This window comes from Streptomyces fragilis, assembly GCF_003112515.1.
GTDB lineage: Bacteria > Actinomycetota > Actinomycetes > Streptomycetales > Streptomycetaceae > Streptomyces > Streptomyces fragilis.
Genome location: NZ_BEVZ01000005.1, coordinates 238,425 through 253,557, shown reverse-complemented (window position 1 = coordinate 253,557; position 15,133 = coordinate 238,425). Strand labels below are relative to the sequence as shown.

Below are 15,133 nucleotides of genomic sequence, written 5' to 3'. Positions count from 1 at the left end.
CGTCACGCGAACCCTGGCCCCTCCTGGTCACCGGAGGTCGGCGGCCGGCTCGGGGGCGCCGATGAAGGTCTGCCAGAGGGCGGCGTAACGGCCGCCCCGGGCGAGCAGCTCGTCGTGGGTGCCGTCCTCGGCGACGCGGCCGTGGTCCATGACGATCACCCGGTCCGCGCGCGCCGCGGTGGTGAGCCGGTGGGCCACCACCAGGGTGGTGCGGCGGCCGGCCAGCTTCTCGGTGGCCGCGTTGACCGCCGCCTCCGTGGCGAGGTCCAGCGCCGCCGTGGCCTCGTCGAGCAGCAGCACGTCGGGGTCCACCAGCTCCGCCCGGGCCAGTGCGATCAGCTGCCGCTGGCCCGCGGAAAGGTTCCGCCCCCGCTCGGCGACCTCGTGCAGGTAGCCGCCCTCCAGCGTCGCGATCATCTCGTGCGCGCCGACCGCACGCGCCGCCGCCTCGACCTCGGCGTCGGTCGCGTCCGGCCGGCCGTAGGCGATGGCGTCGCGCACCGTGCCGGGGAAGAGGTAGGCCTCCTGAGGCACCACGCCCAGCCGGCGCCGGTACCCGGTGAGGTCCAGCTCGCGCAGGTCCCGGCCGTCTGCGGTGACCCGCCCGCGGACCGGGTCGTAGTAGCGGGCGACCAGCTTGACCAGCGTGGACTTCCCGGCGCCGGTCTCGCCGACGAAGGCCACCGTCTGCCCGGCCGGGATCCGCAGGTCGATGCCGGTCAGCGCGTTCCCGCCGCCGGAGCCCTCGCCCGGCCCCTCGCCGGCCTCGTGCACGACGGTCTCGTGCATGCCGGCTTCCTTCACACCGGCCTCCTTCATGCCGGCGTCCTCCGCGCCGTACGCGAAGTGGACGTCCTCGAAGACGATCTCCCCTTCGAGCCGCCGCACCGGGACCGGCTTGTCCGCCTCCTCGGTGGAGGTCGGCTCCCGCAGCAGCTCCTGCACCCGGCCCAGGGAGACCGTGGCCTGCTGGTAGCCGTCGAAGACCTGCGAGAGCTGCTGCACCGGCGCGAAGAACAGGTCGATGTAGAGGAGGTAGGCGACCAGCGCGCCCGCCGTCAGGGTGCCCGCGGCGATCCGTCCGGCGCCCGCCCACAGGACGGCCGCCGAGGCGACCGTGGCGAGGAACTGCACGAACGGGAAGTACACCGAGATCAGCCACTGTCCGCGGATCCTGGCCCGGCGGTACAGGTCGCTGCGGGCGGTGAACCGCTCGCCGCCGGATCCCTCCCGGCCGAACGCCTGCAGGATGCGCAGCCCGGCGACCGACTCCTGGAGGTCGGCGTTGACCGTGGAGACCCGCTCGCGGGCCAGCTCGTACGCCTTCACGCTCGCCCGGCGGAAGAAGTACGTGGAGACGATCAGCGGCGGCAGCGTCGCGAAGACGATCAGCGCCAGCTCGACGTCGAGCACCAGCAGCGCGGCCATGATGCCGAAGAAGGTGACCACCGAGACGAACGCGGTGACCAGGCCGGTCTGCAGGAAGGTCGCCAGCGCGTCCACGTCCGTGGTCATCCGCGTCATGATCCGGCCGGTGAGCTCCCGCTCGTAGTAGTCCAGGCCGAGCCGCTGGAGCTGGGCGAAGATCTTCAGCCGGAGCGCGTACAGCACCCGCTCGCCGGTCCGCCCGGTCATCCGCATCTCGCCCACCTGGGCCGCCCACTGCGTGAGCACCACCGCCAGCGCGATCAGTGAGGCCGTCCACACGCCTCCGAGGGCGACCCGCTGGACGCCGTCGTCGATGCCGTTGCGGATCAGGACCGGCAGCAGCAGGCCCATGCCGGCGTCGACGGCGACCAGCAGCAGGCTGACCGTGAGCGCCCCGCCGAAGCCGCGCAGCAGACGGCGGAGGTTGTAGTCCTTCTCCGGCCGGACGGCGCGCGCCTCGTCGACGTCCGGGGTGTCGGTGGCCGGCGGCAGCGCGTCGACCTTGGCCAGCAGCTCCGGTGTGGCGGGCATGCCCTCCAGGGCGGGATCGCGCGGCTCGCGGTCGCCGGTCCACAGGCGGGGGGTGATGCCGCGCTCGGCGCAGTACTCCGCGTCCAGTTCGTCGCGGACGGTGGTGTCGGCGCCGTCGTCGCCGGACCGGCCGGCGGCTGCCCCGACGTGGCCCGGGGAGACTCCGCCGAGCTCGTCGGGGTCGGTGAGCAGGCCGCGGTAGAGGGCGCAGCGCGCGCTGAGCTCCTCGTGGGTGCCGACGTCGGCGAGGCGGCCGCCGTCGAGGACGGCGATCCGGTCGGCGAGGTTGAGGGTGGAGCGGCGGTGGGCGATGAGCAGGGTCGTGCGGCCCCGCATCACGTGTTGCAGGGCCTCGTGGATCTCGTGCTCGACGCGGGCGTCGACGGCGGAGGTGGCGTCGTCGAGGACCAGCAGGCGCGGGTCGGTGAGGATGGCGCGGGCCAGCGCGAGGCGCTGGCGCTGGCCGCCGGAGAGGGTGAGGCCGTGCTCGCCGACCTTGGTGGCGTAGCCCTCGGGCAGCGCGGTGATGAAGTCGTGGGCCTGTGCGGCGCGGGCGGCCCGCTCGATCTCCGCGTCGGTGGCCTCGGGACGGCCGTAGGCGATGTTGTCGCGGACCGACTCGGAGAAGAGGAAGGAGTCCTCCGGCACCATGCCGATCGCGGCACGCAGCGACCGCAGGGTCAGATCCCGCACGTCGCGGCCGCCGACGCGGACGCTGCCGCCGGTGACGTCGTAGAAGCGGGGCAGCAGCAGCGAGACCGTGGACTTGCCGGAGCCGGAGGAGCCGACCACGGCCAGCGTCTCGCCGGGGCGGATGGTGAACGACAGGCCGTCCAGGACGGGACGGGTGTCGTTGTAGGAGAAGGAGACGTCCTCGAACTCGACGGTGGCGGGCGCGTCGGCGGGCAGCTCGGCGGCGCCGTCCCGGAAGCTCGGCTCGGTGTCGATCAGCTCCAGCACGCGTTCGGTGCCCGCCCGTGCCTGCTGGCCGACGGTGAGCACCATGGCGAGCATGCGGACCGGCGAGACCAGCTGGGCCAGGTAGGCGGAGAAGGCGACGAAGGTGCCCAGCGTGATGTGCCCCTCGACCGCGAGCCAGCCGCCGAGGGCCAGCATGGCGACCTGTCCGAGGGCGGGCACGGCCTGCAGGGCGGGGGTGTAGGTGGCGTTGAGCTTGATGGTGCGCAGCCGTCCGGCGAAGAGGCGGCGGCCGACGGCGCGGAGCTTGCCGGTCTCCTGCTCCTCCTGGCCGAAGCCCTTGACCACGCGGACGCCGGTGACGGCGCCGTCGACCACTCCGGCCACGGCGGCGGCCTGCGCCTGGGCGTACCAGGTGGCCGGGTGCAGCTTGGCGCGGCTGCGGCGGGCGATCCACCACAGGGCGGGGGCGACGGCGACCGCGACGGCGGTGAGCGGCAGCGAGAGGGCGGCCATGATGCCCAGGGAGATGAGGAAGAGCAGGATGTTGCCGATCGTCATCGGCAGCATGAAGAGCAGGCCCTGGATCAGCTGGAGGTCGCTGGTCGCCCGCCCGACCACCTGGCCGGTGGACAGCTCGTCCTGGCGGCGGCCGTCGAGGCGGGTGATGGTGCGGTACATGTCGGTGCGCAGTTCGTGCTGCACGTCAAGGGCGAGGCGTCCGCCGTAGTAGCGGCGGATGTAGGTCATCACGTAGACGACGAACGCGGCGCCGACCAGCAGGGTCGCCCAGTGCGCCATCTCGCGGGACCGGTCGCCGATCACGTCGTCGATGATCACCTTGGTGATCAGCGGGATGAGTGCCATGACCGCCATGCCGGCCAGGGACGAGCCGAGGGCGAGGATCACGTCCTTCGGATGCCGCCAGGCGTACGCCGCCAGCCGGCGTGCCCAGCCGGGTCCGTTCTCCTGTCGCCGCTCCGTCACTCGGGGTGCCCTCCGTCGGTTCTGATCTTCCTCCAGGCACCAACGACGGCCGGATCGGATTTCATCCCTCCGCAACAATCGGCCCGTGCCCGGCCGGCTCGCCACGCTGACGGCCGTCCGGGACCGGGCCGGGCTCGGACGAGCTGGTGCCGTCGACATACGGCGACCGTGGCACAGGTCTCGGACGCGGGTTCGACGCCTGTGGACAATCAGCGGGACGTCCGGCGCGACCTCCATCAGAATGGGTGACATGCCGATACCCGGGACCCCGACGCCCAGCCGTGACGAGCTGATCGACCACCTCGTGCGTACCCGTATCGCGGGGGACGTCGCCACGCCCCGCGAGAACAACCTGTCCCACTACCGTGCCCTGGCCAACGGCGACCGCTACTACTGGTTCGGCCTGGAGTTCGGCGACCGCTGGGCCGACGAGCAGGACGTGCTGGCCGTGATGGCGGAGCGGGTCGGGGTGGACGACGACCCGGCGCACCGGGTCGGGCAGGACACGATCGACCCGGAGCTGACGGTGTCCGGCCTCGAGCGGATGGCGGCACGGCTGCGGAAGGCGGCGGAGGACCGGCAGCGGGTTCTGCTGGCCACCGGCCACCCCGGGGGCCTGCTGGACGTGCACCGGGCGACCGCGGCCGCGCTGCGCGCGGCGGGCTGCGAGGTCATGGTGATCCCCGAGGACCTGGGGACCGTGGAGGGCCGGGTGGTGCAGTTCGCCGACGTCGCCGTGGTGGAGCGTGGCGCCAACCTCTGGCACACCCACTCGGGCGAGCCGATGCGGGCCATTCTCTTCGCCCTGGGTGAGGACGGCCGCCCGCTGCCCGACCTGGTGGTCGCCGACCACGGCTGGGCGGGCGCCGCGGCCCAGCACGGCGTGGACGCGGTGGGCTACGCGGACTGCAACGATCCCGCGCTGTTCGTGGCGGAGGCCGAGGGCACGCTCCAGGTGGCCGTGCCGCTCGACGACCATGTCCACAGCCCTCGGTACTACGACCCGATGACCGCCTACCTGCTCAGCGAGGCGGGGCTCTACGAGGGCTGACGCCGCCCCGGGGTGGGGTCCAGGTAGACCCGGCCGATGACCGGGAACGTCTCCCGCAGCCGCTGTTCCGCGAGGTCGCATGCCTGCTCGACCTCGGCGGCGCTGGAGACGTCACGGAAGTCCACCTTGGCCGCCACCAGCGCCTCCCGCGGGCCCTGCACCAGGGTGGTGAGCTCCAGCACCTCCTCGATGTGGGGCACCGCCCGCAGCTCCGCCCGGATCCGCTCCCGTACCGGACGCGGCAGCGGGCGGCCCACCAGCAGTTCGACGTTGGACCGGCCGAGCACCCAGGCCACGTAGAGCAGCAGCACACCGATCAGCAGCGAGGCCACACCGTCCCACACGCCCGAACCGGTGAGCTGCCCGCCCAGCAGGCCGAGGGCGGCCAGCGCCAGGCCGATCAGGGCGGCGGAGTCCTCCATCACCACGGCCTTCACCGCGGTGTCCGGGGTGTGGCGCAGGTATCGCTCGAAGCTCGTCCCGTGCCGCCGGGCCTCGCCGCGCGACTGCCGCAGTCCGGTCCGCAGGGAGATGCCCTCCAGGACGAACGCCACCGCGAGCACGATGTACGAGATCAGCGGGTCCCCGAGTTCCTCCCCCTTCACCAGCGTGTGCACGCCGTCGTAGAAGGAGAAGACGGCGCCGCCGACGAAGGTGGCCACCGCGGCGAGCAGCGCCCAGACGTACCGTTCCGCGCCGTGTCCCAGGGGGTGGTCCTCGTCGGCGGGGTGCGCGCTGCGGCGCAGGGCGACCAGCAGGAGGACCTCGGTGACGGTGTCGGCGACGGAGTGGGCGGCCTCGGAGAGCATGGCGCTCGACCCGCTGATGGCGCCGGCCACCGCCTTGGCCAGGGCGATGCCCAGGTTGGCCCCGGCGGCGACCAGCACGGTGAAGGTGCTGTCCCCGTCGCCCTCGGCCGGCCCGCCCTTCCCCGGGCCGCCGGCCGCGAGGTGTCCGTCCTCCGCGAACGTCCCGTCCGGCCGGAGCGCGTCCGGCCTCACGTCGTCGCTCCGCGCGTCGTCGGCCCGCGCGTCGTCGCCACGCGCGTCGCCACGCCGTCCGTCGTCGGGCCGCGCGTCGTCCGGCCGCCGGCCGCCCGGGGAATCCGTCATGGGTCGAGCGTTCCCCGGGCTCCGCACTTCTCACGCAGGCACGCGGGCATGCGGGTGTGCGGGCATGCGGGTGTGCGGGCATGCGGCGTGCGGGACAGGGCGGCGGGCCGGCGTCCCTCAGCTCTCCCGGGGGACCCGGACCACGCCCTCCTGGATGACGGAGATGGCGAGGCGGCCGTCCTGGGTGTAGATCCGCGCCTGCCCCAGCCCACGACCCCCGGAGGCGGACGGCGACTCCTGGTCGTAGAGCAGCCACTCGTCGGCCCGGAAGGGGCGGTGGAACCACATGGCGTGGTCGAGGGAGGCGCCCACCACGTCACCGACGGCCCAGCCGCCGCGCCCGTGGGCGAGCAGCACCGAGTCCAGCAGCGTCATGTCGGAGACGTAGGTCGCGAGGCAGACGTGCATCAGCGGGTCGTCGAGCGGCCCGTCGAGCTTGCCCGCCGTGCGGAACCACACCTGGGAGCGGGGCTCCCGGGGCTCGCCCACACTGCCCCACGGCGGCGTGTTGACGTACCGCAGGTCCACGGCGGCGCGCGCGGCCAGCATCCGCTCCAGCATGTCCGGCGAGGCGTAGGCCTCGGCGTGCCGCGGCATCATCTGCTCGAACGTCGGCAGCGTCTCCGGGTCGGGGACCTCGGGCATCGGCGCCTGGTGGTCCAGCCCCTCCTCGTACGCCTGGAAGGAGGCGGAGAGGTGGAAGATCGGCCGGCCGTGCTGGACGGCGACCACGCGCCGGGTGGTGAAGGACCGGCCGTCGCGGATCCGGTCCACCTCGTAGACGATCGGGGCGCCCGGGTCCCCGGCCACCAGGAAGTACGCGTGCAGCGAGTGCGCGAACCGGTCGGCGGGGACGGTGCGTCCCGCGGCGATCAGCGCCTGGGCCGCCACCTGTCCCCCGAAGACCCGGGGGACGACGGCGAACCGGGAGCGACCGCGGAAGATGTCGCGCTCGATCCGCTCGAGGTCGAGCAGATCGAGCAGCGACTGCAGTGCCTTGCTCATGTGCGGAAGGTACGGGTCCCTCTACAGACCCATGTCCTTGGCGATGATCGTCTTCATGATCTCGCTGGTGCCGCCGTAGATGCGGTTCACCCGGTTGTCCGCGTACAGGCGGGCGATCGGGTACTCGTTCATGTAGCCGTAGCCGCCGTGCAGCTGCAGGCAGCGGTCGATCACGCGGTGCGCGACCTCGGTGCAGAACAGCTTGGCGGAGGCGGCCTCGGCGGCGGTCAGCTCACCGGCGTCCAGGGCCTCCAGGGCGCGGTCGGCGACGGCCTCGGCCGCGTCCACCTCGGCCTTGCAGGCGGCCAGTTCGAACTTGGTGTTCTGGAAGGCGGCGACCGGCTGGCCGAAGACCGTGCGGTCCTGGGTGTACTTCTTGGCGAACTCCACCGCGGCCTTGGCCTGGGCGTAGGCGCCGAAGGCGATGCCCCAGCGCTCGGAGGCCAGGTTCTTGCCGAGGTAGTAGAAGCCCTTGTTCTCCTCGCCCATCAGGTCCTCGGCCGGGACCTTGACGTCGACGAACGCGAGCTCGGCGGTGTCGGAGGTACGCAGGCCGAGCTTGTCCAGCTTGCGGCCGATCGAGTAGCCCTCGGACTTCGTGTCGACGGCGAAGAGGGAGATGCCGTGGCGGCGGTCCTCGGGGGTCGCCGGGGCGGTGCGGGCGCAGACGATCACACGGTCGGCGTGCACGCCGCCGGTGATGAAGGTCTTGGCGCCGTTGAGGACGTAGTGGGTGCCGTCCTCGGAGAGCTTGGCGGTGGTCTTCATGCCGGCGAGGTCGGAGCCGGTGCCCGGCTCGGTCATCGCGATGGCCCACATCTCCTCGGCGGAGACGAACTTCGGCAGCCAGCGCTTCTTCTGGTCCTCGGTGGCCAGCATCTTGATGTACGGCAGGGCGAGCAGCACGTGCACGCCGGAGCCGCCGAAGTTGACGCCCGCGCGGGCGGTCTCCTCGTACTGGATGGCCTCGAACTTGTGGGTCTCCAGGCCGGCGCCGCCGTACTCCTCGTCGACGTTGATGCCGAAGACGCCGAGCTCGGCGAGCTTGTAGTAGAACTCGCGGGGCACGATGCCCGCCTGGAACCAGTCGTCGAAGACCGGGACGACCTCGGCCTCGATGAAGGCGCGCAGGGTCTCCCGGAACGCCTCGTGATCCTCGTTGAACACCGTACGGCGCACCGCCGCCACCTCCGCCTTCGTCCTGGCTGGTTGTCGCTTCCGAGCAGCACGATCTAGCTAAGCGCTTGCTCAGCCTTTACCGTACCGGCGAGTAGGACACTCGTCCAGAGATGCACGGCCGAACGGGCCCGTAACGCACGTCACCCCCCGCGGGGCGCGAGGGGTGACGTGGACGGATGCGGGCGCGAAGGCCCGCCGCGGAGGCTCAGGCCCGGGCGGCGGCCTCGGCGGCGGAGGCGAACGCGCCGCGCGCCATGGCGTGCAGCAGCGTGGCGGTGGCCGCGCGGTTGGGCAGCCTGGGGCGGCTCAGGTGAGGCGTGGAGTTGAGCAGGCCGAACACCGCGTGCACCGCCGCCCGCGCGGGCGGCTCGGCGAGCTCGGGGTGGACCTCCCGGACGACCTCCACCCACAGCTCGACGTACTGCCGCTGCAGCTGCCGCACCATCTTGCGGTCGCTGTCCCGCAGGCGGTCCAGCTCACGGTCGTGCAGGGTGATCAGCGGGCGGTCGTCGAGCGCGAAGTCGATGTGCCCCTCGATCAGTGAGTCGAGGACCGCCCCGGGGCCGCCGCCCCGGGACTCCGTCCCGGCCTCGGCCACCCGCCGCCTGCCCCCCGTGAGGAGCTGACCGCTGATGCCCACCAGCAGCTCCGCGAGCATCGCGTCCTTGCCGGGGAAGTGCCGGTACAGGCCGGGACCGCTGATGCCCACGGCAGCGCCTATCTCGTCGACGCCGACGCCGTGGAAGCCGCGTTCGGCGAAGAGCCGCGCGGCCTCCTTGAGGATCTGCTCACGGCGGGTCGAGGCATCCGTCCTGGTGGCCATGCCATCAATTGTAGACAGGGCGGTTAGCGCTCGTTAACCTGAAGGAAATCGGTTAACGAGCGCTAACCTGAGGAGCTCGTAGATGGACGACGCACCGGAGCTGAAGAGCGCGGCGGATCCCGCCTCGGACGCCTGGAGGGCCAACGAGGCGGCCCACCGCGCCCTGGTGGAGGAGCTGCGCGCCAAGCTGGCCGCGGCCCGCCTGGGCGGGGGCGAGAGGGCTCGCGCGCGGCACACCGCGCGCGGCAAGCTGCTGCCGCGCGAGAGGGTCGACACGCTGCTCGACCCCGGCTCGCCGTTCCTGGAGCTGGCTCCGCTGGCCGCGGACGGGCTGTACGGCGGGCAGGCGCCCGCCGCGGGAGTGATCGCCGGCATCGGCCGGGTGAGCGGCCGCGAGTGCGTGGTCGTGGCCAACGACGCCACGGTCAAGGGCGGCACCTACTACCCGATGACGGTGAAGAAGCACCTGCGCGCCCAGGAGGTCGCGCTGGAGAACCGCCTCCCGTGCGTCTACCTGGTCGACTCCGGCGGCGCCTTCCTGCCGATGCAGGACGAGGTCTTCCCCGACCGGGAGCACTTCGGCCGCATCTTCTACAACCAGGCGCGGATGTCCGCGGCCGGCATCCCGCAGATCGCCTCCGTGATGGGCTCCTGCACGGCCGGCGGCGCGTACGTCCCGGCGATGAGCGACGAGGCGGTCATCGTCCGCGACCAGGGCACGATCTTCCTGGGCGGGCCGCCGCTGGTGAAGGCGGCCACCGGGGAGGTGGTGACGGCCGAGGAGCTCGGCGGCGGCGAGGTGCACTCCCGCACCTCCGGCGTCACCGACCACCTCGCCGAGGACGACGCGCACGCGCTGCGCATCGTGCGCACCATCGTCTCCACGCTGCCCGCCCGCCGGGAGCTGCCGTGGAAGGCCGTCACCCCCGTCGAGCCGAAGGTGGACCCGTCCGGGCTCTACGGGGCGGTGCCGGTCGACTCCCGCACGCCCTACGACGCCCGCGAGATCATCGCCCGGATCGTCGACGGCTCGAAGTTCGCGGAGTTCAAGTCGGAGTTCGGGCAGACCCTGGTCACCGGTTTCGCCCGGATCCACGGCCACCCGGTCGGCATCGTCGCCAACAACGGCATCCTGTTCGCCGAGTCCGCCCAGAAGGGCGCGCACTTCATCGAGCTGTGCGACCAGCGCGGCATCCCGCTGGTGTTCCTGCAGAACATCTCCGGCTTCATGGTGGGCCGGGACTACGAGGCGGGCGGCATCGCCAAGCACGGCGCCAAGATGGTCACGGCGGTGGCCTGCACCCGGGTCCCCAAGCTGACGGTGGTGGTCGGCGGGTCCTACGGCGCGGGCAACTACTCCATGTGCGGGCGTGCCTATTCGCCGCGGTTCATGTGGATGTGGCCCAACGCCAAGATCTCCGTGATGGGCGGCGAGCAGGCCGCCTCGGTGCTGGCCACCGTCAAGCGGGACCAGATCGAGGCGCGCGGCGAGGAGTGGCCGGCCGAGGAGGAGGAGTCCTTCAAGGCCCCGGTCCGCGCCCAGTACGAGGAGCAGGGCAGCGCCTACTACGCGACGGCGCGCCTGTGGGACGACGGCGTGATCGACCCGCTGGACACCCGGCAGGTCCTGGGCCTGGCCCTGACCGCCTGCGGCAACGCCCCGCTGGGCGAGCCGAAGTTCGGCATCTTCCGGATGTAAGGGGTGGGACACGTGGCACGCATCAAGACGACAGAGCTCGAGACGAAGCGGTCCGAGGCAGGGCAGGGCATGTTCGACACGGTGCTGGTCGCCAACCGCGGCGAGATCGCGGTGCGGGTGATCCGTACGCTGCGCGAGCTGGGCATCCGCTCGGTCGCCGTCTTCTCCGACGCCGACGCCGAGGCGCCGCACGTCCGCGCGGCCGACACGGCGGTGCGGATCGGCCCGGCCCCGGCCGGCGAGAGCTACCTGCGCGTCGACCGCATCCTGGAGGCCGCGGCGCGCACCGGCGCGCAGGCCGTGCACCCGGGATACGGCTTCCTCGCGGAGAACGCCGCCTTCGCGCAGGCCTGCGCCGAGGCGGGGCTGGTCTTCCTCGGTCCGCCCGCCTCGGCGATCGACCTGATGGGCGACAAGATCCGCGCCAAGGAGACGGTCCGCGCGGCCGGTGTCCCGGTGGTTCCGGGCTCCAGCGGCAGCGGCCTGAGCGACGACGAGCTGGCGGCGGCCGCCCGGGAGATCGGCATGCCGGTGCTGCTCAAGCCCAGTGCGGGCGGCGGCGGCAAGGGCATGCGTCTGGTCCGCGAGGAGTCCGCGCTGGCCGAGGAGATCGCCGCGGCGCGCCGGGAGGCCCGTGCCTCCTTCGGCGACGACACGCTGCTGGTGGAGCGCTGGATCGACCGCCCCCGGCACATCGAGATCCAGGTGCTGGCCGACGCCCACGGCAACGTCCTGCACCTGGGCGAGCGCGAGTGCTCGCTCCAGCGGCGGCACCAGAAGATCGTCGAGGAGGCGCCCAGCGTCCTGCTCGACGAGGGGACCCGGGCGTCGATGGGCGAGGCCGCCGTGCAGGCGGCCCGGTCCTGCGGCTACGTCGGCGCGGGCACGGTGGAGTTCATCGTCCCGGGCAAGGACCCCTCCTCCTACTACTTCATGGAGATGAACACCCGCCTGCAGGTCGAGCACCCGGTGACGGAGCTGGCCGTGTCCATCGGTGGGGGCGGCCTGGACCTGGTGGAGTGGCAGCTGCGGGTGGCGGCCGGCGAGCCGCTGCCGTTCACGCAGGAGGACGTCACCCTCACCGGCCACGCGGTGGAGGCCCGGATCTGCGCGGAGGACCCCTCCCGCGGCTTCCTGCCCTCCGGCGGCCGGGTCCTGCTGCTGCGCGAGCCGTCCGGCCCGGGCGTGCGCACCGACTCCGGCCTGGCCGAGGGCTCCGAGGTGGGCAGCCTCTACGACCCGATGCTGGCCAAGGTGATCGCCCACGGCCCGGACCGGGCCACCGCCCTGCGCCGCCTGCGCGCCGCCCTCGCGGACACGGTCGTCCTGGGCGTGCCGACCAACGCCGGGTTCCTGCGCCGTCTGCTGGCCCACCCCGACGTGGTGTCCGGCGAGATGGACACCGGGCTGGTGGAGCGTGAGGCCGACGCGCTGGTCCCCGAAGGGGTCCCGGCCGAGGTGTACGAGGCGGCGGCCGCCGTCCGGCTCGCCGAGCTGGCGCCCGCGCCTACCGAGGGCGGCTGGACGGACCCGTTCGCCGTGCCCAGCGGCTGGCGGATCGGCGGCCCGGAGGCCCACCGGCCGCTCGGCTTCCCGCTCCAGGTCCCCGGGCTGGACCCGGTCACCCACACCGTGCGGGCCGGCGCCGCCCACCACGAGGTCGGCCCGGACAGTGTCTCGGTCGTCCTGGACGGCGTCCGCCACACCTTCCACCGGGCCGGCGACTGGCTCGGCCGGGAGGGCGACGCCTGGCAGGTACGCGACCACGACCCGGTGGCGGCCTCGCTGACCGGCGCGGCCCGTGCGGGCGCCGACTCGCTGACCGCGCCCATGCCGGGCACGGTCACGGTGGTCAAGGCCGCCGTCGGCGACCGGGTGGAGGCCGGGCAGAGCCTGCTCGTGGTGGAGGCGATGAAGATGGAGCACGTCATCTCCGCCCCGCACTCCGGCACGGTCGCCGAGCTTGACGTCACTCCCGGCACGGCGGTCGCCATGGACCAGGTGCTCGCCGTGATCACCCCCGACGAGGCAGCGAGCACGCCCGGTGAGGACAAGGAGGGCGCGGCATGACCGCCGACGCGACGTCCGGTCCGGGCGCCCTGCCCATGCGGGTGCCCGCCGAAGGGCTGCCCGCCCGGGTGCGGATCTACGAGGTGGGCGCCCGCGACGGCCTGCAGAACGAGAAGGCGACGGTCCCCACCGAGGTGAAGGCGGAGTTCGTCCGCCGCCTCGCCGGGGCGGGGCTGTCCACCGTCGAGGCCACCAGCTTCGTGCACCCGAAGTGGGTGCCGCAGCTGGCGGACGCCGAGGAACTGTTCCCGATGGTCCGCGACCTGCCGGTGGAGCTGCCCGTGCTGGTGCCCAACGAGCGCGGCCTGGACCGGGCGCTGGCGCTCGGCGCGCGCACGGTGGCGCTGTTCGCCAGCGCCACCGAGTCCTTCGCCAAGGCCAACCTGAACCGCACGGTCGACGAGTCGCTCGCCATGTTCGAGCCGGTCGCCGCCCGTGCCAAGGGTGAAGGGCTGCGGATCCGGGCCTACGTCTCGATGGTCTTCGGCGACCCCTGGGAGGGCCCCGTCCCCGTCGGGCAGGCCGTGCAGGTCTGCCGGGCGCTGATGGACATGGGAGCCGACGAGCTGAGCCTGGGCGACACCATCGGCGTCGCCACCGCCGGTCACGTCGCCGCCGTGCTCACGGCGCTGAAGGAGGCCGGTGTCGCCGTCGAGGCGACCGGCGTCCACTTCCACGACACCTACGGCCAGGCCCTGGCCAACACCCTGGCCGCGCTCCAGCACGGTGTCACCACCGTCGACGCCTCCGCCGGAGGCCTCGGCGGCTGCCCCTACGCGAAGTCCGCCACCGGCAACCTCGCGACCGAGGACCTGGTGTGGATGCTCCAGGGCCTCGGCATCGAGACCGGGGTCGACCTCGGCCGTCTCACCGCCACGAGCGTGTGGATGGCCGAACAACTGGGCCGGCCCAGCCCGTCCCGCACCGTCCGAGCCCTCTCCCACCAGGAGCAGTGACGCGATGACCGCCACCACCGCCACCCCCATGGACCGCCGCCTCAGCCCGGAGCTGGAGGAGCTGCGCCGCACCGTCGAGGAGTTCGCCCACGACGTGGTCGCCCCGAAGATCGGCGACTTCTACGAGCGGCACGAGTTCCCCTACGAGATCGTCCGCGAGATGGGCCGCATGGGCCTGTTCGGTCTGCCCTTCCCCGAGGAGTACGGCGGCATGGGCGGCGACTACTTCGCCCTCGGCGTCGCCCTGGAGGAGCTGGCCCGGGTCGACTCCTCGGTCGCCATCACCCTGGAGGCCGGCGTCTCGCTCGGCGCCATGCCGATCCACCTCTTCGGCACCGAGGAGCAGAAGCGGGAGTGGCTGCCGCGCCTGTGCTCCGGCGAGATGCTGGGCGCATTCGGCCTGACCGAGCCCGAGGGCGGTTCCGACGCGGGCGCCACCCGCACCACGGCGCGTCTCGACGAGGCCACGAACGAGTGGGTGATCAACGGCTCCAAGTGCTTCATCACCAACTCCGGCACCGACATCACGGGCCTGGTCACGGTCACCGCCGTCACCGGCCGCAAGGCGGACGGCCGGCCGGAGATCTCCGCGATCATCGTGCCCTCCGGCACCCCGGGGTTCACCGTGGCCGCCCCGTACTCCAAGGTCGGCTGGAACGCCTCGGACACCCGGGAGCTCTCCTTCTCCGACGTCCGGGTCCCGGCCGCCAACCTGGTGGGCCAGGAGGGCCGCGGTTACGCCCAGTTCCTGCGGATCCTCGACGAGGGCCGGATCGCGATCGCCGCACTCGCCACGGGCCTGGCGCAGGGGTGCGTGGACGAGTCGGTGAAGTACGCCCAGGAGCGGCAGGCGTTCGGCCGCCCGATCGGCGCGAACCAGGCCATCCAGTTCAAGATCGCCGACATGGAGATGAAGGCGCACACCGCCCGTCTCGCCTGGCACGACGCGGCGGCGCGGATGGTCGCGGGGCAGCCCTTCAAGAAGGAGGCGGCCATCGCCAAGCTGTACTCCTCGACGGTGGCCGTGGACAACGCGCGGGAGGCCACGCAGATCCACGGCGGGTACGGCTTCATGAACGAGTACCCGGTGGCCCGCATGTGGCGCGACTCCAAGATCCTGGAGATCGGCGAGGGCACCAGCGAGGTCCAGCGGATGCTGATCGCGCGCGAGATGGGCCTCTCGGGCTGACCGGCCACCGCGTCTGACGGCTCGCCCCCCAACCCGGGGGTCGCAGCGACCCTGCGACCCCCGGGCACGGCCCGTCCGCGTGGACGGCACCCTCCGGGGCGCACGCACGCCCTCGCCCCGCCTCCCGCAGGGTGGCCGGCGCGCCCCAGCCCGGCACGCCCCAGCCCGGCGTGCCCTCGTCCGGA

10 protein-coding genes are annotated in these 15,133 nt (G+C 72.9%); 5 read left to right on the top strand and 5 right to left on the bottom strand.

The window, feature by feature from the left end; translation table 11 throughout:
* Window positions 1–27: 27 nt before the first annotated feature.
* Window positions 28–3,864 (bottom strand): ABC transporter ATP-binding protein, encoded by a 3,837-nt coding sequence (locus Sfr03f_RS19560; RefSeq protein ID WP_108955251.1) that lies wholly within the window; start codon window positions 3,862–3,864, stop codon window positions 28–30.
* Window positions 3,865–4,114: 250 nt separating this feature from the next.
* On the opposite strand from Sfr03f_RS19560, the gene Sfr03f_RS19555 reads away from it, so the two are divergent.
* Window positions 4,115–4,915 (top strand): phosphatase, encoded by an 801-nt coding sequence (locus tag Sfr03f_RS19555; protein ID WP_108955488.1) that lies wholly within the window; start codon window positions 4,115–4,117, stop codon window positions 4,913–4,915.
* Here the strand turns inward: Sfr03f_RS19555 and Sfr03f_RS19550 are convergent.
* The 4 genes from Sfr03f_RS19550 to Sfr03f_RS19535 all read right to left on the bottom strand — a co-directional run bounded on the left by Sfr03f_RS19550 (window position 4,903) and on the right by Sfr03f_RS19535 (window position 9,034).
* Complete coding sequence (locus Sfr03f_RS19550) at window positions 4,903–6,027, bottom strand: cation diffusion facilitator family transporter (RefSeq protein WP_245967650.1); 1,125 nt, start codon at window positions 6,025–6,027, stop codon at window positions 4,903–4,905. The two genes, Sfr03f_RS19555 and Sfr03f_RS19550, sit on opposite strands and share 13 nt — an antisense overlap.
* A 117-nt stretch (window positions 6,028–6,144) precedes the next feature.
* Window positions 6,145–7,032, bottom strand: a complete 888-nt coding sequence (locus tag Sfr03f_RS19545) for an acyl-CoA thioesterase (protein WP_108955250.1) — start codon at window positions 7,030–7,032, stop codon at window positions 6,145–6,147.
* 21 nt (window positions 7,033–7,053) lie between these two features.
* Window positions 7,054–8,211: an acyl-CoA dehydrogenase family protein gene (locus tag Sfr03f_RS19540; protein WP_108955486.1), complete on the bottom strand. Its 1,158-nt coding sequence runs from the start codon at window positions 8,209–8,211 to the stop codon at window positions 7,054–7,056.
* 205 nt (window positions 8,212–8,416) lie between these two features.
* Window positions 8,417–9,034 carry an SACE_7040 family transcriptional regulator gene (locus Sfr03f_RS19535; protein ID WP_108955249.1) on the bottom strand — a complete coding sequence of 206 codons (618 nt, stop codon included), beginning with the start codon at window positions 9,032–9,034 and terminating at the stop codon, window positions 8,417–8,419.
* Between the two features lie 82 nt (window positions 9,035–9,116).
* Here Sfr03f_RS19535 and Sfr03f_RS19530 point away from each other — a divergent pair, with 82 nt between their 5' ends.
* From Sfr03f_RS19530 to Sfr03f_RS19515, 4 genes are all read left to right on the top strand, one after another.
* Window positions 9,117–10,733, top strand: a complete 1,617-nt coding sequence (locus tag Sfr03f_RS19530; RefSeq protein WP_108955248.1) for a carboxyl transferase domain-containing protein — start codon at window positions 9,117–9,119, stop codon at window positions 10,731–10,733.
* Window positions 10,734–10,802: 69 nt separating this feature from the next.
* Window positions 10,803–12,803: an ATP-binding protein gene (locus tag Sfr03f_RS19525; protein ID WP_108955247.1), complete on the top strand. Its 2,001-nt coding sequence runs from the start codon at window positions 10,803–10,805 to the stop codon at window positions 12,801–12,803.
* Window positions 12,800–13,759 (top strand): hydroxymethylglutaryl-CoA lyase, encoded by a 960-nt coding sequence (locus tag Sfr03f_RS19520; protein WP_108955246.1) that lies wholly within the window; start codon window positions 12,800–12,802, stop codon window positions 13,757–13,759. Before Sfr03f_RS19525 ends, Sfr03f_RS19520 begins: the two co-directional genes overlap by 4 nt.
* A gap of 28 nt (window positions 13,760–13,787) precedes the next feature.
* A complete protein-coding gene (locus tag Sfr03f_RS19515; RefSeq protein WP_108955485.1) occupies window positions 13,788–14,948 on the top strand; it encodes an acyl-CoA dehydrogenase family protein in 1,161 nt (386 codons plus the stop codon).
* Window positions 14,949–15,133 lie beyond the last annotated feature (185 nt).

Excerpts from the sequence above, each read along its gene's own strand:
- Sfr03f_RS19515 (WP_108955485.1), top strand. The coding sequence starts at position 13,788 with ATGGACCGCCGCCTCAGCCCGGAGCTGGAGGAGCTGCGCCGCACCGTC.
- Sfr03f_RS19530 (WP_108955248.1), top strand. The coding sequence starts at position 9,117 with ATGGACGACGCACCGGAGCTGAAGAGCGCGGCGGATCCCGCCTCGGAC.
- Sfr03f_RS19545 (WP_108955250.1), bottom strand. The coding sequence starts at position 7,032 with ATGAGCAAGGCACTGCAGTCGCTGCTCGATCTGCTCGACCTCGAGCGG.
- Sfr03f_RS19555 (WP_108955488.1), top strand. The coding sequence starts at position 4,115 with ATGCCGATACCCGGGACCCCGACGCCCAGCCGTGACGAGCTGATCGAC.
- Sfr03f_RS19550 (WP_245967650.1), bottom strand. The coding sequence starts at position 6,027 with ATGACGGATTCCCCGGGCGGCCGGCGGCCGGACGACGCGCGGCCCGAC.
- Sfr03f_RS19535 (WP_108955249.1), bottom strand. The coding sequence starts at position 9,034 with ATGGCCACCAGGACGGATGCCTCGACCCGCCGTGAGCAGATCCTCAAG.
- Sfr03f_RS19520 (WP_108955246.1), top strand. The coding sequence starts at position 12,800 with ATGACCGCCGACGCGACGTCCGGTCCGGGCGCCCTGCCCATGCGGGTG.
- Sfr03f_RS19525 (WP_108955247.1), top strand. The coding sequence starts at position 10,803 with ATGTTCGACACGGTGCTGGTCGCCAACCGCGGCGAGATCGCGGTGCGG.